We start from the raw sequence: 22,326 nt of genomic DNA on the forward strand, positions 1-22,326 counted from the left end.
ATCGCTTAACTGTTTAAATAGTCCCTTAACTTTTCAGCCAAAACCGAAACATTGGGTTCAGACAGGATACTATCGTGATTTCCAGGAACATCATGAACTTCTAAACCACCTGCTGCCAATTCTTGCCATTTTTCCAGATAAACAGCATACTCTGGACTGTGATCCATTGCTTTAAAAAATACTACTTTCCCCCCATAAACTTTAGGCTCATAATTTTTGTGAGCTTGTGCGATCGCATCTTTTAATAATAAGTCCCAGAGTGCATGAGGTACGGGCAGATTCATCTTCACACAAAATTGATAAACAATTTCTCTAATTTTACTATTAACTCGCCGATTAACCTTTTCCCGCATCAAGTTCATCTGCTGTTGCAGTGTCAGATTAGCAAAATTTTCAAAATTACGCTTAATCATGTTCATTAAATCCAACACAGACTGATAGATGGGAGCATATTTTAGTTTCATTGGAGATTTTGAATCTACAACTTTTACAGCTTTATTGACTGGAGGTAGTATTTTCGGAGGATAGGCATCAAAAATAGTTAGTAATTTCACCGTCTCGCCTTGAGCATCAAATTGTTGCGCCATTTCATAAGCTATCATTCCTCCTACACACCATCCACTCAATAAATAAGGTCCGTGAGGTTGAACTGTTTGTATTTCTCGAATATAGTGAGATGCCATATCTTCAATACAAGTATGAGGATATGTTTTCCCATCTAAACCCTGTGCTTGTAAACCATAAACTGGTTGATCTGCATCTAATTTACATGACAAATTATGGATATGTACCAAACCTCCCGATGCAGTATGAATATAGTAAAAAGGTGGTTTTGAACCATGAGGTTGAATTGGTACTAAGGAAGACCAAGAACATGAGTATCCTTCATCTCTAAGTACATTAGCTAATTGTCTAATTGTGGGAGATTGGAAGAGAGTAGCCAAAGAAATACTTTTACCAAAAATCTTTTGAATTTGTGCAAAAAGACGTACAGCTAATAGTGAATGACCTCCTAAATTAAAGAAGTTATCATTTACTCCCACTGGACGAACACCTAAAATGTTCTCCCAAATCTTGATCAGTTGTAGTTCTAAGTTATCCAGAAAATTTATATCTTGGACAGGATTTAAATGAATAAATTCCGGCATAGGTAAAGCCCGAATATCCACTTTACCGTTAGGAGTTAGAGGGAAAGATTCTAACACTACAAAAGCAGCAGGAATCATATAATCAGGTAGCTTTTGTTGCAGATACTGTCGTAATTGATTTGATGTTTCTAATAGAGAATTTTGATGTGTTTTGAGGATGATATAGACAACTAATCTTTTATCACCAGGAATATCTTCTCTAGTGATCACTTTCGCTGCTGTCAGATTTGGATGTTGATTTAATAAAGCTTCGATTTCTCCTAATTCAATTCGGAAACCACGAATTTTTACTTGATTATCAATGCGTCCCAAAAATTGAATCTCACCATTAACTAAATAACGTCCTAAATCTCCTGTTTTATAAAGACGCACTTCTGGAGAATTTGTAAAAGCATGAGTAACAAACCTTTGCTCAGTTAATTCAGGTCGATTTAAATAACCACGTGCTAAACCAGCACCTCCCACATAAATTTCTCCTACTACACCAATAGGTACAGGTTGCAAATAATGATCTAAAATATAAACTTGTGTATTAGCAATCGGTCGGCCAATGGGAACAGAATCACCACAATGAGTCCTTTGTGTTATTTGATAACAACAACTAAAAGTTGTATTTTCCGTTGGACCATAACCATTAATCAATTGGCAATTTTCCAGAGATGCAACTACTTTTTGTACAGTAGCAACTGACAATACATCCCCACCAGCTAACAACTGACGCAAGGGTTTCAAATCTTCTAGTCGTTGCTCTACCATCAGATGAAACAGTCCTGCTGTCAGCCATAAAGTTGTAATTTGATAACTGCGAATATACCCTGCCAAATCTTCCAGCGTCGGAGTCGGTGCAGGAAAAATAACTAACTTTCCTCCATTAAGTAAACTACCCCAAATCTCAAATGTCGAAGCATCAAAAGCCAGAGGAGCAAGTTGTAAAAAGACTTCTTTGCTGTCAAAACTAGCATAATTAGTTTCCTTGACCAATCGCACCACACCGCGATGGACAACACAAACCCCCTTTGGTTGTCCTGTCGAACCTGATGTGTACATCACATAAGCTAGGTTGTCAGAGTTAGCACTGTTGGTAACATTCTCCTGGCTTTCTAATTCTATGGCTTTGCTATTAGTATCTAAACAAACTATTCTGGTTTGATGTTCAGGTAGTTTTGCTACTAAATGCTGTTGTGTTAACAGTATTGATACCTGAGAATCTGATAACATGAATGCTAAACGCTCTTGGGGATAGGCTATATCCAAGGGTAGGTAAGCTCCTCCGGCTTTGAGAATGCCTAATATTCCCACTATCATTTCTAGTGAACGTTCTGTACAAATTCCCACTAAAACTTCTGGTTTTACTCCTAATGTTTGGAGATAGTTTGCTAATTGATTGGCACGTTGATTGAGTTCTCGATAAGTTAGTTGTTGCTGTGCAAACACCACCGCAATTGCATCTGGTGTTTTTTCTACCTGTTCCTCAAATAGTTGATGAATACATTTATTCTGGGGATAATTTGTTTGAGTTTGATTCCAGTCAACTAATAATTCATGTCTTTCTTTTTCTGTGAGTAAAGGTAGTTCCCAAATGCTTTGCTCAGGTTCTGCTAATATCCCAGATATTAACATCTGGAAATGCTCTATCATGCGCTCTATCGTAGCAGCATCAAATAAATCTGTATTGTATTCCCATTCACCGATTAATTCTCCATTCCTTTGTGACATTGACAACGTCATATCAAATTTTGCTGTTTGTACTAATGGTTCTACAACTTTTACACTCAAATTTGGTAATTGTAATTCTCCCATCGCTGCATTTTGCAATGCAAACATCACCTGAAATATCGGAGTATGACTTAAATCCCTTTCTGGTTGCAACACTTCCACTAGCTGCTCAAAGGGTACATCTTGATTGCTGTATGCTTCTAAACAAACTTGCCTAACTCGACTTAATAATTCTCTAAAACTGGGATTATCACCTAAATCTGTCCGCAATGCTAAAGTATTAACAAAGAATCCCATTAATCCCTCTATTTCTTTGCGGTTTCTTCCGGCAATGGGAGTACCTACTATCACATCTTCTTGTCTACTATAACGACATAGTAATATTTTAAATCCTGTCAGTAGGGTCATGAATAAAGTCACTTCCTCTTGTTGACAAAGGGATTTGAGATTAGCTGTTAATTCTGATGATAAAACAAAGGTTTTTGTCGCTCCTGAGTAGGTTTTTACTCGCGGTCGGGGACGGTCTGTAGGTAATTCTAATATCGGTAAATTTCCACCTAATTTTTGTTTCCAGTAATTCAACTGGGATTCTAAAACTTCACCTGTAAACCAATGTTGCTGCCACAGTGCAAAATCTGCATATTGGATGACAAGTGATGGCAATGACAAAGTATTGCATGTAGAAAAAATTTGATAAAGTTCTGCTATTTCTCTTTGCAATATATCATCAGACCAACCATCAAAAATAATATGATGAATATTAAATAATAACAGATGTGATTGGGTATTTAATTGCAACAGTTTCACCCGAAATAGTAAATCTTGCGCTAGATTAACAGGTGTTTGTGCATCTTGGTTAGCTATTTTTGCCGCTTCTATTTTTTGTTGCTCATCAGGCAGATACTGTAAATCAATGACAGGCAATTTGAAGTCAAAATTTTTATTAATTACTTGAGTTGGTTGTCCGTCTATTGACATAAAATTCGTTCGCAGAATTTCATGCCGTGTTATGATTTCCCTAATGCTTCTTTCTAATGCAGTGATATTGAGTGAACCCTGAAGCTGCAAAGTCAACGGCATATTATAAGCAGTGTTATTGGGTTCTAATTGTGCTAAAAACCACAGACGCTGTTGAGCAAAGGAAAGTGGCAAATTTTCTTGCTGTTGTCTTGGTTCTATTGGTGGTAATAAATTATTATTAGTGGTTTTTTGAATGCTAATCTGTGCAGACAATTGAGAAATTGTAGGAAATGCAAATAATAAACTGAGTGGTATTTCTTGGTTTAATTTTTGTCTAATTCTGGATGTTACCTGTGTCGCTAGTAATGAATGTCCTCCTAATTCAAAAAAGTTATCATTCATGCCAATATTTTCCACTTTCAAAACCTGACTCCAGATATTAGCAAGAATTTCTTCTGTAGGTGTTTTGGCAGCCACATAATTATTTTGATTAGCCGAAAAATCGGGAGCAGGAAAAGCACGATAGTCTATTTTACCGTTGGCAGTTACAGGGAAAGATTCTAAGACCACAAACGCGGCAGGAATCATGTAATCAGGTAGCTTTTGTTGCAGAAATTGTCGTAATTGATTTGATGTTTCTGAAAGAGAATTTTGATGTGTTTTGAGGATGATATAGGCAACTAATTTTTTATCACCAGGAATATCTTCTCTCGTGATCACTGTCGCTGCTGTCAGATTTGGATGTTGATTTAAGAAAGCTTCTATTTCTCCTAATTCAATTCGGAAACCGCGAATTTTGACTTGATTGTCGATGCGTCCTAAGAATAGAATATTACCATCAGGAAGATAACGAACTAAATCTCCTGTTTTATACAATGTGGAGTTATCAAAAGGATTGGTAAGGAATTTATCATTTGTTAATTCTGGTCTATTTAAATAACCTTGTGCTAAACCTTCTCCGCCAATATATAACTCTCCAAAAACACCAATAGGAACGAGATTTTTATGAGAATCAAGAATATATACTTTGCGGTTTGGTAAGGGACGACCAATAGGAATATTGCTATCAAATTCTATTGTTGTGATGTCTTGAGGAACTGTAAAAGTGATTGCTGTTATTGTTGTTTCCGTTGGTCCGTAAGCATTAATTAAGCGTACTCCTGTGAGCAAACTGTTGTGCCAAAGTTTCAGCGTTGCTGGTGGCAATGCTTCACCACCACAAATGACTAATCTGAGTTGATTTATGGGAGTTAAAACAGTATTTTCATCTAAAAATTGCAACCATTGAGTCAGGTAAACTGGAGGAATATCAATCACAGTTAAACGATAATCAATCAATTTTTGATGAAATTCCGCAGGAGTTAATGATTTGGCATCAACTAATATGAGGGTTGCACCTACTGAGAGAGTTGGTAAAATTTGCTCCAAGGAAACATCGAAACTGAGGGAAGCAAATTGTAAAATGCGATCGCTGGGATTAATTTGATAGTGTGCTATGATATTTTGACAATGATGTGCGATCGCTTGATGGGAAATCAAAACTCCTTTTGGTGTTCCTGTTGAACCAGAAGTGTAAATAATATAAGCCAGATTTTCCCCAGTTACACAACTTTGCAGATTATTTATAGATGCTGTAGAAATTTTCTCCCAATCAGCATCTAAATTCACAACTTGCAGAGAATTGATCAAAAACTTATTAGCTAAAGATTCTTGAGTCAGAAGAATAGAAACTTGCGAATCCTCAATCATAAATCTGAGACGTTCTTGAGGATAAACTGCATCTAGGGGTAAATAAACACCTCCAGCTTTGAGGATTGCTAACAACCCGATTATCCTTGCTAAAGATGGTTCTAAACACAATCCTACTAATTGATCAGCACCAACTCCTAATGTTTGCAAATAATTTGCTAATTGATTGGCACGTTGATTAAGTTCTTGATAAGTTATTTCTTCATTTGCAAATATCACCGCCACGGCATCCGGTGTTTTTTCTACCTGTTCCTCAAACAACTGATGAATACATTTATTATTAGGAAAAATTACTATATTTTGATTCCATTCTACTAATAATTGATGTTTTTCTCCAGCAGTGAGTAAAGGTAATTGCCAAATACTTTGCTCAGGATTAGTTAATATCCCAGATAATAAAATCTGGAAATTCTCCATCATTCGCTCTATCGTAGCAGCATCAAACAAATCCGTATTATATTCCCACTCACCTATTAACTTGCCATTCCTTTCTTCCATCGACACCGTGAGGTCAAATTTTGCTGTTTGTACTAATGGTTCTAAACCTTTTACACTCAAATTTGGTAATTGTAATTCTCCCATCGGTGCATTCTGCAAAGCAAACATCACCTGAAATATGGGAGTATGACTTAAATTACGTTCTGGTTGCAACACCTCAACTAACTGCTCAAATGGCACATCTTGATTGGTGTATGCTTCTAAACAAACTTGCCTAACTCGACTTAATAATTCTCTAAAACTGGGATGATCACTTAAATCTGTCCGCAATGCTAAAGTATTAACAAAAAACCCCATTAATCCCTCTATTTCTCTGCGGTTTCGTCCAGCAATGGGAGTACCTACTATCACATCTTCTTGTCTACTATAACGACATAGTAATACTTTAAATGCTGTTAGTAAAGTCATGAACAACGTCACACCTTCTTGTTGGGCAAGAAATGTGATATTTGCAGTTAATTCTGATGATAAAACAAAGGATTTTGTCGCTCCTGCGTAGGTTTGTACTCTGGGACGAGGACGATCTGTAGGTAATTCTAATATCGGTAAATTTCCACCTAATTGCTGTTTCCAGTAATTGAGTTGCGCTTCTAAAACTGCACCATTAAGCCACTTTCTTTGCCATAAAGTAAAGTCTGCATATTGGATAAGTAGGGGTAATAATGGAGAAATTATACCTGCACAATAAGCTGGATAAAGTGCTTGCAATTCCTCAAACAACACCCCAAAAGACCAACCATCAAATATAATGTGGTGAATATTAAATAACAGTAAATATTTTTCTGCACTCAATTGCAATAGTTTGACTCGAAATAGAAAATCTTCAGCCAGATTAAAAGGTGTTTCTGCTGCTTGTTTAGCTATTTTTACAGTTTCTATTGCTCGTTGCTCATCAGATAGTGATTGTAAATCAATAATAGATAAATTAAATTCGTGCTGATGAATAATCTGCGTTGGTTGTCCGTCTACAGCTACAAAATTTGTATGTAAAACTTCGTGACGTTGTATGATTTCAGCTATACTTTGTTCTAAAGCATGGATGTTAAGCGCACCCTGGATTTCCCAACTGTAGACAAGATTATAAGCAGTGCTATTGGGTTCTAATTGATCTAAAAACCACAGACGTTGTTGGGCAAAAGATAAGGGTAAATTTTCTCGCTGTTGTCTTGGTTCTATTGGTGAGATTAATAAACTATTATCTGTTGGTTTGGTAATACCAATATGCTGAGAAATTTGGGCAATGGTAGGAAATTGAAATAATAAACTGATCGGTATTTCTTGTTGAAATGTTTGTCTAATTCTGGATATAACTTGTGTAGCTAGTAGTGAATGTCCACCCAATTCAAAAAAATTATCATCAATGCCAATATTTTCTACTTTCAGAACCTGACTCCAAATCTGGGCAAGAATTTCTTCTGTAGCAGTCTCAGGAGCAACATAATTACTTCGATAAATAGAAAAATCGGGAACAGGAAAAGCGCGATAGTCGATTTTACCATTATTAGTCAAAGGGAAAGAATCTAACACCACAAAAGCAGCAGGAATCATATAATCTGGCAACTGCTGTTTGAGATATTCACGTATTTGATGAGAGATTTCTGATTGTAATAAAGTAAATTCTTGATGTTCTTTTTCCTGTTCCTTGTTAAGAGTTCCCTCGTTTGCAGATTTGGGGATAATATAAGCAACTAATCTTTTATCACCAGGAATATCTTCTCTCGTGATCACTTTCGCTGCTGTCAGATTTGGATGTTGATTTAATAAAGCTTCGATTTCCCCTAATTCAATGCGGAAACCGCGAATTTTCACCTGATTATCAATACGTCCTAGATACTCAATATCACCATTGGGTAAATAACGAGCTAAATCTCCAGTTTTATATAGACGTGCTTCTAGTTCATCACTAAAGGGATGAGCAATAAATCTTTGCTCAGTTAATTCCGGTCGATTTAAATATCCACGCGCTAAACCTGCACCTCCTACATAAATTTCACCAGCAACTCCTATAGGTACAGGTTGTAGATGAGAATTTAATATATATAGTTGCAGATCATAAATTGCACAACCAATCACTTTTGATGCAGAATTCAAATCATCTATGTTGATAGGACGATAGGTAACGTGAACAGTGGTTTCTGTAATTCCGTACATATTCACTAATTGGGGAAATTTATCCCCATGTCTTTCCACCCAAGGTTTTAAACTTTGAATATCCAGGGATTCTCCCCCAAAAATTACCCAGCGTAAACTTAAATTACTGTGATTATTTAAAGATGCTTCTAGTTGAATCAGTTGTTGAAAAGCCGAAGGTGTTTGATTTAAAACTGTAATCTTTTCGGCAATTAATAAATTATAAAATAACTCTGGTGAACGACTGACATCATAAGGGATAATTACCAGACGACCACCATATAACAGCGCACCCCAAATTTCCCACACAGAAAAGTCGAAAGCATAGGAATGAAACAGACTCCAAATATCATTGTTATTAAATTGAAACCAGGTTTGAGTTGCTGCAAATAATCGGATCACGTTAGCGTGGGGAATCAAAACACCTTTAGGTTTACCTGTTGACCCAGATGTATAAATTATATAGGCTAGATTCTCAGGTTTAACTATTATTTCTGTTTGTTGTATGGGTGTTTTAATAATATGTTCCCAATCGGTATCTAAACAAACTATTCTGGTTTGATGTTCAGGTAGTTTTGCTACTAAATGCTGTTGTGTTAACAGTATTGATACCTGGGAATCTGATAACATAAATGCTAATCGCTCTTGAGGATAGGCAATATCTAAAGGTACATAAGCTCCTCCGGCTTTGAGAATGCCTAATATTCCCACTATCATGTCTAGTGAGCGTTCTGTACAAATTCCCACTAAAACTTCTGGTTTTACTCCTAATGTTTGCAAATAATTTGCTAATTGATTGGCACGTTGATTGAGTTCTCGATAAGTTAGTTGTTGCTGTGTAAACACCACCGCAATTGCATCTGGTGTTTTTTCTACCTGTTCTTCAAATATTTGATGAATACATTTATGCTGGGGATAACCTCTCTGTGTCTGATTCCATTCCACTAATAACAGATGTCTTTCTGTTTCTGTCAGCAGAGAAATATTAGCAAGATTTTGTTCAGGCAGATTAATTATATTTATTAATAGTGTTTCTATATGCCCTAACATTCTAGTTATGGCATCATCTGTAAACTTATTTTGCTCGTAGTCAATTTTGATTAAAATTTCTGATTCAGCCTGAAAAGATAAAAGCAGCGGATATTTAGTCTGTTCATCAGGTTCTGTGTTTACATCTTGATTAAAGATAATAACTGTTTCCAATAATGGTAATTCTGGGTAAATTTCACTCCATTGTCGAATTTGTTCTAGGGCAATATATTCATAGTTGTTTAAGGTAGACCATTGTATTTGTATTGTTTGCAGCCATGATAAAACTGAAGCATTAGGTTCAACCAAAACTCGTAGAGGTAAAACATTGAAATCACCGACTTCAGTAGTTGCACCAAATAAAATATCTGTTTCACCGGTATAGTGACTTAAAAGTAAAGCTACCGCTGCTTGAAGGATGGTATAAAGGCTTAATTCATGATTTTGGGCAAAATTTATCAAATTGGTAGTTTGACTACTTGACAGGCGAATTTCCTGGGCTTGACGGCATTGGCAGGATGAGGAAGAAGTCAAAGCAGGTAATGTGACAGGGGCTGTAAAACCGCGCAAAAAATCTCGCCAGAATACTTCAGGATTTGAGGAGGGATTTAGAAAGCTATCTTCTATATTTTTCATATATAATCTCAATCTTTTGACTAAATCTTGTTGATTAAATGAGCATAACAAAGATGTTTGGGAATTACAGCAGGAGTAAGGAATGAAGGGGGTGTAGGGGGTAGGGAACCCCATAATTAAAATCAGGGGTTTATACTCAAGAATCAGCACGGGCTAAACGCTTCCCTATCGCTTTGCAGTCATGCCCCCAGTTACAGCACTTTGTTGTGTTATAAATCCCCCGTAAAACTTTGGATTTCACGGGGGATTGTCTAGTTTAGGTAGGAAGCATGATCGCCAAAATTGGTATTTCTAGCGAGTTATGGGTTTCCGATCCAAAAAAGCTAACTAATGCTAACAAGCTTTGTTGCTTTTTTTCTGCTTCACCCTAGAAGTGTCGGCACTGTCTAGTCCACAGGCTTTAAGGTTAGCTATTAACCTCCGTAGTAAACATTATCCGCAAGACCAAGACCGTTATTGTAATTATCCAGGTTGGTATTAATTACACTACCAGAATCTATGGAATAGAGAACATTGGTGTTGGATGTATAGGGGCTTGGTAAGCTGGATGCGCTGGAAATACCTTGACTCCAGTATGTGTCAACCGTAGGGCTGCTGACATTGCTGCCAGTCAGTTGGTATATCGCACCATCACCTTTTTTATCGGCATTTTCGTCTGGAGTAATAGCTTGCAACCAATTAATGCCTTCGCTGATGTAGTATCGAGCATCTTTATCAGTTGTGTTGGCAGTATCAATGGGGTTGCCAGCGAGATAATTCAACCAACTAGCGACTAAAGAACGACCAAGATCGAACCGCTTATCTCCATTCGGATGCTGGGAGGAATCAACAATCTGGCGTGCTTGATTGAGAGTGTAGAAGATTGTGTTCTCACCTGTATCAGTTTTACCGTTGCGGTTGTAGTCACCGATGAGTAACCCTATGTCATAGGAGCCATTTACAGGATCAAGAACTTTTCCAGGTTGTGCGGAGTTGGTATAAGGTGCGAACAGAAGATCGCTATCTGCGAAGTTGGCCTCTGTTTTTTGTGATGGTTCGTTGCCTTGGATACCATCCCAGAACTTCTGCCAATCGCAATTTGACCAGAATCCTGGTGTACGTACTCCAGGAGCATTTGGGAGGGTTGGAGTAGCACTCACCGTATCAGTGTCAGTGGCAGTGTTGTTACTCAGGTTGGTGTCTGTGAAACCAGTGGGAGCAGTGATTGTCGCAGTGTTAGTTAAGGAAGATGTACTTTGAACAATCTTGTTCACATTCAGAGTGTCAATCTTGAAGTAATCATCAGGGGTGGTATCTGCTGTAGAAGCCGCAATCACGATGGTATTACCTGCGTAGTTCCCAGCATTCACATCTGCCCAACGAACGCTTCCAGAAGTCGTATCGTTGACTTCAGTAAAGCCAAAGCTATTGAGAATTGAGTCACTCAAGGTGGTGAGCGGACTACTAAAGTTACCAATCCACACAGACAGGTCACTGTCACCGACGACATATCCTAAGTAGGCTTTATCGAGAACCACAGATTCTGAGAATTGGAACAGAACGTAGTTATCACGTCCACCCACGTTATCAACAGTATGTCTGTTGTTATCTCCATTACCTTCACTTCTGTCAATTACACCTGCTCCACCACTATATCTATTGAGAGAGGCAGTTTCCCAAGCGCCATTTGTACCATCAACCCGACTAAAGGCACTGGCTGTCATGGTAATACCATTGTTTGTGAAGGTATTGGTATTGCCATAGCTGACAGTGTTATTGTTGCCACTGAGGTCAAATGTGGCGGCACTACCCAGGGTAGTTGTGATGGGAGCTACTGTACCTTTGACGGTATAAGTGATGCTGCTACCACTTGCCAAGGTGACAGTATCGTTAATATTGCCTGTACCAGTGAGGTCGTTACCTGTTGCACCACCACTGGCCACACTTGTCCAAGTCACATTGGTCAAGTTAGTGGGCATGATATCGCTGACCAGGGCGTTGGTAGCGGTCATTGGACCATTGTTAGTGGCAACGATGGTGTAGGTGATTTGTTGTCCAGGGTTAACAGTTGTCAAACCATCGGTTTTGGTAATTGACAGGTCAACAATATTCTTGATCAGTCCTGCATCAATGGTTAAGTTATCGGTTGTTCCAACTGTGAAGGTCGCGGTTTTGCCTGTAGCTGCATCTACGACATCACTGTCTGTTCCATCGTTACCAATGTTGGCTGTGGTGAAACCATTAAAGCCTGTTGGTTGAACGAATTTGACGCTGTAAGTGCTGTTGGCGTTGGCTGTGAATTGGTACAAACCATTGGCATCAGTGGTGGTTGTACTGATTTGAGTACCTGCTTGATTTAATAGATTAACAGTGACTCCAGATACACCTAATTCACCACTGTCTTGAACACCATTACCATTCGTGTCGTACCAAACGCGATCGCCTATCTTGACGGTTGGAGAGCCGATTGTGTCAGTGTCAGTGGCAGTGTTATTGCTCAGGTTGGTGTCTGTGAAACCAGTGGGAGCAGTGATTGTCGCAGTGTTAGTTAAGGAAGATGAACTCTGAACAATCTTGTTCACATTCAGAGTGTCAATCTTGAAGTAATCATCAGGGGTTGTATCTGCTGTAGAAGCCGCAATCACGATGGTATTACCTGCGTAGTTCCCAGCATTCACATCTGCCCAACGAACGCTTCCAGAAGTCGTATCGTTGACTTCAATAAAGCCAAAGCTATTGAGAATCGAGTCACTCAAAGTGGTGAGCGGACTGCTAAAGTTACCAATCCACACAGACAAGTCACTGTCACCAACCACATATCCTAAGTAGGCTTTATCGAGAACTACCGATTCTGAGAATTGGAACAGAACGTAGTTATCGCGTCCACCCACGTTATCAACAGTATGTCTGTTGTTATCTCCATTACCTTCACTTCTGTCAATTACACCTGCTCCACCACTATATCTATTCAGAGAGGCAGTTTCCCAAGCGCCATTTGTACCATCAACTCGACTAAAGGCACTGGCTGTCATGGTAATACCATTGTTTGTGAAGGTATTGGTATTGCCATAGCTGACAGTGTTATTGTTGCCACTGAGGTCAAATGTGGCAGCACTGCCCAGGGTAGTTGTGATGGGAGCAACTGTACCAGTCACTGTATAGGTGATGCTACTTCCTGCTGTCAGAGTGACAGTATCGTTAATGTTACCTGTACCAGTGAGGTCGTTACCTGTTGCACCACCACTGGCCACACTTGTCCAAGTCACATTGGTCAAGTTAGTGGGCATGATATCGCTGACCAGGGCGTTGGTAGCAGTTACCAAACCATTATTAGTGGCAACGATGGTGTAAGTTATTTGCTGTCCAGGGGTAACAGTTGTTAACCCATCCGTCTTGGTAATTGATAGGTCGCTTGCCGATTGATAAATTCCCGCATCTATAGTGGTATTGTTTTCTCCACTGGATAGAGTAACTATTTGGGATTTACCAGTGGTCAGATCAGCATCCGAGTCTACCGTATCTTGACTATTACCGTTGACATCTTTTTGTGTGAAGTTATAACCAGCAGGTCTGTCAAAAGTGACTTGATATTGTTGCCCAGGAGTAAGATTGGTGAAGTTATAGTTACCACTAGCATTGGTGGTGGTTGTAATAGTAGTATCGCCAACACCGTTAATGATGCCATCCGCTCCTCCACCAGTCAGAGTGACAGTTACACCACCTAATCCTGCCTCACCTGCATCTTGAATACCGTTGAGGTTGCTGTCTAACCAAACTTTGTCTCCCAAGGAAGCTGTTTTATAGAAGCCAGAATCAACTGTAGTGTCATTTTCTCCAGGAGACAGGTTCACAACATCAGAAACCAGTCCATCGCTATCAACGCTATCATCACCACCCACATTGGCTGGACTTACACCGTCAAAGCCTGTAGGTTCAACAAATTGGACTTTGTAGTCTCCTGGTTGCAGATTCGTGAAGGAGTATTGTCCACTGCCATTTGTGGTAGTGCTGGTAATGAAATTACCATTTGCATCTAACAGGTTAATTGTGGCATTACCTATACCTGTTTCCCCTGCATCCTGAATACCATTAGCGTTTTTGTCTTCAAAGACAAAGTTACCTAATCTGGCTAGTTGTACTAAACCTGCATCTAATGTGCCGTTGAATTCTCCACTGGTCAGGGTGACTGTTTGAGTTTTGCCTGTGCTGTCAGCATCACTATCTAGGGCATCATCCCCACCTTGGTCTGGAGTCGAGAAACTGTAACCTGTAGGTGCAGTAAATTGAACTTGATAGTCTCCAGGGGTTAAGCCGCTGAAACTGTAACCACCATTCGCATCTGTAGTAGTGCTAGTAATTACACTGCCATCTGCGGGGTTAATTAACTCTACTGTTACCCCACCTAATCCTGTTTCACCTGCATCTTGAATGCCGTTGTTGTTGGCATCAACAAATACGAAGTCTCCCAAGGAAGCTGTTTTATAGAAGCCAGAATCAACTGTAGTGTCATTCTCACCTGGAGATAAGGTAACTACGTCGGAAACCAGTCCATCACTATCAATGGCATCATTCGTACCCACATTGGCTGGACTTACACCGTCAAAGCCTGTGGGTTGCACGAACTGAACTTTGTAGTCTCCTGGTTGCAGGTTGGTGAAGGAGTATTGTCCATTGCCATTTGTGGTAGTGCTGGTAATGAAATTACCATTTGCATCTAACAGGTTGACACTAGCACCTGCTATACCTGTTTCGCCCACATCCTGAATACCATTGGCGTTTTTGTCTTCAAAGACAAAGTTACCTAAGCTGGCTAGTTGTACTAAACCTGCATCTAATGTGCCATTGAATTCTCCAGAAGTCAGGGTGACTGTTTGGGTAACACCTGTGCTGTCAGCATCACTATCTTTAGCATCATCCTCACCTTGGTCTGGAGTCGAGAAACCGTAACCTGTTGGGGCGCTGAATTTGACTTGATAGTCCCCTGGGGTTAAGCCGCTGAAACTGTAACCACCATTAGCATCTGTAGTAGTGCTAGTAATTACACTGCCATCTGCGGGGTTAATTAACTCTACTGTTACCCCACCTAATCCTGCTTCACCTGCATCTTGAATGCCGTTGTTGTTAGCATCAACAAATACGAAGTCTCCCAAGGAAGCTGTTTTATAGAAGCCAGAATCAACTGTAGTGTCATTTTCTCCAGGAGACAGGTTCACAAAATCAGAGATGAGTCCATCGCTATCAACTGCATCATCACCACCTTGGTTGGCTGGACTTACACCGTCAAAGCCTGTGGGTTGCACGAACTGAACTTTGTAGTCTCCTGGTTGCAGGTTGGTGAATGAATACAGTCCATCAGCATCAGTAGTAGTTGTCTTAATTACAGTGCCAGATGCTTTCAATAGTTGGACTGTGGCATTAGCTATACCTGTTTCACCTTCATCCTGAATCCCGTTAGCGTTTTTGTCTTCAAAGACAAAGTTACCTAAGCTGGCTAGTTGTACTAAACCTGCATCTAATGTGCCGTTGAATTCTCCACTGGTCAGAGTGACTGTTTGGGTAACACCTGTGCTGGGGTTAGCATCGCTATCTTTAGCATCATCTGCACCTTGGTTTGATGCAGTGAAACTGTAACCTGTTGGGGCAGTAAATCTGACTTGATAGTCGCCAGGGGTTAAGCCACTGAAGTTGTAACCACCATTAGCATCTGTGGTAGTGCTGGCAATTACACTTTCATCTACTGGGTTAATTAACTCTACTGTGACTCCACTAAATCCTGCTTCACCGGCATTTTGAATACCGTTGTTATTGGTATCTTTGAATACAAAATCTCCCAAGGAAGCTGTTTTATAGAAGCCAGAATCAATTGTGGTGTTATTTTCACCTGGAGATAAGGTAACTACGTCTGAGACTAGTCCATCGCTATCAAGACTATCATCCCCACCTTGGTTGGCAAGACTTACGCCGTTAAAGCCTGTAGGTTGCACGAACTGGACTTTGTAGTCTCCTGGTTGCAGGTTGTTGAAGGAGTATTGTCCACTGCCATTTGTGGTAGTGCTGGTAATGAAATTACCATTTGCATCTAACAGGTTAACTGTGGCATTAGCTATACCTGTTTCGCCTGCATCCTGAATACCATTGGCGTTCTTGTCTTCAAAGACAAAGTTACCTAAGCTTGCCAGTGGTACTAAACCTGCATCTAATGTGCTGTTGAATTCTCCACTGGTCAGAGTGACTGTTTGGGTTAAGCCTGTGGTTATATTGGCATCGCTATCTTTAGCATCATCTCCACCTTGGTTAGCGGTAGAGAAACTGTAACCTGTTGGGGCAGTAAATCTGACTTGATAGTCACCAGGAGTTAAGCCACTGAAGTTGTAACCACCATTAGCATCTGTGGTAATGCTAGTAATTACACTGCCATCTGCGGGGTTAATTAACTCTACTTTTACACCACTTAATCCTGCTTCACCTGCATCTTGAATGCCGTTGTTGTTAGCATCAACAAATACGAAGTCTCCTAATGCAGCTGTATTGTAGAAGCCTGCATCAACTGTGGTGTCATTCTCTCCAGGAGACAGGTTAATAACTCCAGTCGTTAAGTTCACATCAGCATCGCTATCAACAGCATCATTACTGCCAGCATTAGTAGGACTTACGGAGTTAAAGTCGTTAGGTTGGACAAACTGAACCTTATAGTCTCCTGGTAGCAGGTTGTTAAAGGAGTACAGTCCATTGCTATCTGTGGTTGTGGTAGCAATGATGTTACCGTTTGTATCCAACAGTCTGACTGTGGCATTGGCGATTCCTGCTTCCCCTGCATCTTGAATACCGTTGGCGTTTCTGTCTTCAAAGACAAAATCACCTAAAGAAGCTAGGGCTACTAATCCTGCATCTAATGTGCTGTTTAATTCTCCACTTGTCAGGGTGACTGTTTGTGTTAAGCCTGTAGCGTTGGCATCAGAGTCTTTGCTGTCATCTCCACCTGCATCTGCTGTGGTGAAGACATATCCTGTAGGTGCGGTAAATTGAACTTGGTAGTCTCCAGGAATCAGGTTCTCAAACAGATAACCACCACTAGTATTGGTTGTGGTTGTGGCCACTGTTACGCCATTTTTCACCAGTTCAACTGTGACACCTGCTAATGCTGTATCACCTGCATCTTGGATGCCGTTGGTGTTGTTGTCTGCAAATACGTAATCTCCTAGGGATGCCAAGTTGTAGAAACCTGCATCTAAGGTGGGATTATTTTCTCCTGGTGCTAAGGTGACAACTCCTGTTAATGTGCCGTCGCTATCAATGGCATCATTTCCACCTGCATCTACTGGGCTGGTTTGGGTATAACCAGCAGGTGTGACAAATTGGACTTGATATCCTGTTCCGGGGATGAGATTGGTGAAGCTGTACTTCCCATCTGCATCTGTGGTTGTGCTGGCAATCTCTATGCCATCTTTCAGTAATTTGACTGTCGCATTGGCAATTCCTGATTCATTGGCATCTTGAATACCGTCTGCATCTATGTCATGCCATACAAAGTCGCCTAATGATGCTAATGCTATTAATCCTGCATCTAATGTGCTGTTTAATTCTCCACTTGTCAGGGTGACTGTTTGGGTTAAACCTGTGCTGGGATTTGCATCTGAATCTGCTGCATCGTTTCCACCTTGGTCAGGAGTGCTGAAGGCATAACCTGTAGGTGCAGTAAATTTAACTTGATAGTCTCCAGGAATCAGGTTTTCAAACAGATAACCACCACTGGCATTGGTTGTGGTTGTGGCCACTGTTACGCCATTTTTCACCAGTTCGACTGTCACACCTGCTAATGCTGTATCACCTGCATCTTGGATGCCGTTGGTGTTGTTGTCTGCAAATACGTAATCTCCTAGGGATGCCAAGTTGTAGAAACCTGCATCTAAGGTGGGATTATTTTCTCCTGGTGCTAAGGTGACAACTCCTGTTAATGTGCCGTCGCTATCAATGGCATCATTTCCACCTGCATCTACTGGACTGGTTTGGGTATAACCAGCAGGTGTGACAAATTGGACTTGATATCCTGTTCCTGGTACTAGGTTATTGAAGCTGTATTTACCTTGACTATCTGTTGTTGCTGTGGCAATCTCTACACCATTCTTCAGTAATTTGACTGTCGCATTGGCAATTCCTGCTTCCCCTGCATCTTGAACACCGTCTGCATCTACGTCATGCCATACGAAGTCGCCTAATGATGCTAATGCTACTAGCCCTGCATCTAATGTGCCGTTAAATTGACCACTGGTTAAAGTTACGGTTTGGGTGATACCTGTGGTCGCGTTGGCATCCGAGTCTTTGCTGTCATCTCCACCTGCATCTGCTGTGGTGAAGGCATAACCTGTAGGTGCAGTAAATTTAACTTGGTAGTCTCCAGGAATCAGGTTTGCAAACAGATAACCACCATTAGCATTGGTTGTGGTTGTGGCCACTGTTACGCCATTTTTCACCAGTTCAACTGTGACACCTGCTAATGCTGTATCGCCTGCATCTTGGATGCCGTTGTTGTTGTTGTCGGCAAATACGTAATCTCCTAATGAGGCGTATTTATAAAATCCAGCATCAAGGGTCTTGTTAACTTGTCCACCAACTAAGGTAATAGGAGTAGAGGTAAAATTATTACTGGGGTTGGCGTTAGAATCAAGGTTTATGTTGCCACCTTGGAGGTAAGGACTGACTGTATTAAAGCCTGTTGGCAAGCTAAATCTTACCTGATAAGTGCTAGGAAGCAGAGGTCCAAATTGATACCAACCTTTCTCTACTCCTGCGGTGTTGGGGTTGTCTCCACTAATGGTAGTGCCAAGAACATTTCCGCTGCCATCGAGCAATGTTACCGTTGCACCATCTATTCCAGATTCGTTAGCTTCCTGAATCCCATTAGCGTTCAGGTCTTCCCAAACAAAATCTCCGATACCTGCGGTCTTTACTTCCATTAAGATGGGCTGTTGTCCAGCACCTTTGACTATGACTCCAACTTCTTGTCCTGCCACTGGTACAAAGTTAGTGCCATTAGTTACTGATAAACTCACGAGCGCATCTGCTCTCTGCTGACTGTAGACTTCCAAGGAGCCATAGTCTATGCTATTTAATACAGATGTTTCTCCCAGCAGCTGCCATATTGCTAACTGCACATCACCCCAAGTATAGTCAGTGCCATTGTAGCGGTATTTACCGTTGACTACATTTGCGGCTTCAGTTACATTGTTTATCAGCCAGTTGATTTGCTGAAGTTTATCCAGGTAGGGATCTGCAACAGGGGTGATTGTCTGTACACCTGTATAAAGGATACCAGTGGGGATAGTGCCGTAGCTGGAATATACACTGGCGTTATTAAAAGTACCTTGGGAAATGTCTTGAGTAGAATTAATACACCAAGCGTCATAAGTTCCATTCAGCAAGCCGCCATTAGTGATGGTGACATTTATATAACTTGGTGAAAGCGATACGGTGGTTGTTGATGTATCCCATGAGGTGATTATTTCAGTACCTGTAGGTGGTAATGTTGAATTAAAGATTGAGAGATCGTTATTTGCCATAGTTTTTGATACCTATTTAGTAATTTCAGCAATGGTTTTGGGTAAGCCAGGAATCGTCAGGCTAATATTTTGATGTACAGTGTGTTTGTATAGTTCATGTTATTTATTTAGATCCTGAGTAGAAATGTTGGCTTTGGCATCAGTAATAGTTCTGAAAAATGAAGGTTATGAACAAACTTGAATACTGTTTTTTAGAGCAGAAATAAATAAGGCATTTATTATGTATTAATAATGAGATTTAATTACTTAAAGCAGAAATTTCTTCAGAATGCAGATTGCAATGCTAAAGGTAATTACATTATTAAATACTTCTCTCTACTCTCACTATTAACAGTGTTTCTAAGGATTATGTTTGATCCTAATTTGTCCACCGTGAGTTAATATTTCATACTTACTAATAGTATTATTACTGGCATAAAAATTACTACTGCTTTTCGTGAAATTTCTGCAAAGATTTATAGAAATTATGTAAAGATTAGCTCTTTTGTAGTTAGTGTAATTCACTAGGAATGATCGGTACTTATTAAAAATCCTACTTAGGGTTTAAGTAAGTCGGCACGAAAAAATCAAGCAAGTACAAAAATGTAAAATTTCTAAAAACCTCTTTTCTCCTGCCTTCTGCCTCCTGCCTCCTGCCTTGCCATAACGACAATTTTTAACGCCTACCTACTTACTGTTCCCGTAGCGTGCCGTTAGGCATAAAAGTTTTTTCGTAACGACGAAGATGGAAGAGGTAGGAGGAGGATTTAAAAGTAATTGAGCAGACATGATATTTGGTCTAGTTGGTAATTAGTTTTTTCAATCACCAATTACCAATTACCAATTACCAATTACTTTTGTTCCACCCCAGACAGATATTGTAAGTATTTAAGCGGAATCCATGTTACTCATAACTGGTTCTAATCGTTCCACTTCAATTGGTAAATGCTGATCCATCCAATTAACTAAATCAGTTAGCACTTGATCATAATTAATATCACAATGTAAATCGTGATAGGCTCCCGGATACTCGATGCGTAATTTATCTGGGCAATTCACAAGCTGGTAAAAACTTTTACTCCCACTTGGTAACACTACTCTGTCAGCGCCACCATGCAAAATCAACAATGGTATTTTCCATTCATGGGCATGGGCATTTATCCATGCTAGTGTAGCAAAGAATTCTGTAGAAAACCGGGCTGTGGCACGGGTATGACGTAAATTATCTTGAGTGTAGGTAGCTAATATCTTCGGATCTCGTGAACCAGCAGTTGTGTCTAACCCGGTATTTAAGGAAAAACGTGGCCATAAGCGCGAGAGCATTTTTCCTAATAACACACGAATGGGTGATACTCCTACCTCTCCAATACTCGGTGCAACAGCTATCACTCCTTGCAATGCAGATATATCTTCTGGATAACGCAGAACATATTCTATAACAATCATCCCCCCCATGCTATGCCCAAAAAGAAAAATTGGGCATCCTGGCTGTTGCTTCTGAAGCATATCTAAGAAGGCTCGCACATCATCACGAAACTCAGCCCAAGTGTTAATATAACCTCTTTGACCTGGTGATTGTCCATGACCACGTAAATCTAAGCCATAAATAGCATATTGCTTAGGTAATAAATACTCAATTACATTTGTGTACAGTCCGCTGTGTCCTCCGAGTCCATGTACGAGAGCTAATATTGCTCGTACTTTCCCCTCTGGATTCCAGCTTTGGTAATACAGGTCAAGTCCCCCAACACCTTTAAATGTGCCTACGCTGTGGTAAATCGTCATGGTTAATTTTTTACGTAATTTCCCAGCAAGCTATTAGCCTATCAACGTACATTGTAGGGAAAATCGCTTCTAACTGTGGGAGGAATTACAGAAATTTAGGTGACAGGTGACAGGTGACAGGTGACAGTGAAGAGTATAGGGAAGAGGGAAATTAAAAATTGAAGTTCTAAATTCCTTCTGTTGTTGTTGCAGTACCAAATGGAAAATACTAACGGGTCAGAAAATTTACCACCCTTGACTGAGGCAGCTATTAAGCGGGTATGGGAAGGTGTAACGGCAGCGAGCGATCGCACTATTCGTCATACTATAGAAACTACTCTCAATCATCTATCTACTATTGATCAGGAACATGAGCAACCGCGAGTTCATGCAAATATAAGGCGTTGTGTTTTGCGATCGCTCATTCATTCTTTATTCCATGTCCACGTCGAAAACCTAGAAAAAATACCCCACACACCAGCCATTTTAGCTGCTAACCATCTCCACCACATCGACCCATTAGTTTTATTGGCAGAAATACCTACTCAACCATATTATTATATTCTCGGTGATGCCCGTACTCTCTATAACAAATGGTGGAAACGGCTGATTTTAGGTTTTGCTGGTGGTGTGATTCCGCTCGAAAGAATTTGGGGAGAGGAACAGGCTGTTATTGCTGCTGCTGAAGCTGGACAAGAAGATTTAAAGGAACTTGCTCAAGTTATTAAAACTACAGTTAACCCTGGTGGAAATATTCAAACAATCCGCAGAATAGACCGCATTGTTTCCGCAATTTTAACCCGTGGAGATGGGTTAATAATTTTTCCTGAAGGGAGACTGGGAAGGGGTGAGGGTCATTTGCATTCTCTGAAACGCGGAACAGTAATTTACGCTTTGCGGGCTGGAGTGCCTATAATACCAATAGCATTAATTGGCACTCATGACCTCTTTTTGAGAAAAGAGTTAACAATTCGGGTGGGTGAACCTTTATATTTTCCCGCAAATACCAGACCCAAGCGTCAAGAAATAGATGAGGCTTTAGAAATTTTACAGCAAGCGATACAGGCTTTGTTACCTACAGATTATCAAGAACCAACGGGAATAAAGTTATTACAGCATTTTCTCAATCGGATGCTGTGGTGAAATGGGGAATAAACAGGGATGTAGGTGTGTAGGGAAGG

At 40.2% G+C, this 22,326-nt stretch carries 4 protein-coding genes; 1 reads left to right on the plus strand and 3 read right to left on the minus strand.

Annotated elements, in window-relative coordinates:
• Positions 1 to 5: 5 nt before the first annotated feature.
• From A0J48_RS00920 to A0J48_RS00930, 3 genes are all read right to left on the minus strand, one after another.
• Positions 6 to 9,866, minus strand: a complete 9,861-nt coding sequence (locus tag A0J48_RS00920) for a non-ribosomal peptide synthetase (protein WP_200319444.1) — start codon at positions 9,864 to 9,866, stop codon at positions 6 to 8.
• Between the two features lie 413 nt (positions 9,867 to 10,279).
• Positions 10,280 to 19,402, minus strand: coding sequence for an SdrD B-like domain-containing protein (locus tag A0J48_RS00925; protein ID WP_234300643.1), 9,123 nt, complete (start codon positions 19,400 to 19,402; stop codon positions 10,280 to 10,282).
• 867 nt (positions 19,403 to 20,269) lie between these two features.
• Complete coding sequence (locus A0J48_RS00930; RefSeq protein ID WP_200319446.1) at positions 20,270 to 21,166, minus strand: alpha/beta hydrolase; 897 nt, start codon at positions 21,164 to 21,166, stop codon at positions 20,270 to 20,272.
• A gap of 198 nt (positions 21,167 to 21,364) precedes the next feature.
• Here A0J48_RS00930 and A0J48_RS00935 point away from each other — a divergent pair, with 198 nt between their 5' ends.
• A complete protein-coding gene (locus tag A0J48_RS00935; RefSeq protein WP_200319448.1) occupies positions 21,365 to 22,288 on the plus strand; it encodes a lysophospholipid acyltransferase family protein in 924 nt (307 codons plus the stop codon).
• Positions 22,289 to 22,326 lie beyond the last annotated feature (38 nt).

The organism is Sphaerospermopsis aphanizomenoides BCCUSP55, assembly GCF_001586785.1.
Taxonomy (GTDB): Bacteria; Cyanobacteriota; Cyanobacteriia; order Cyanobacteriales; family Nostocaceae; genus Sphaerospermopsis_A; species Sphaerospermopsis_A aphanizomenoides_A.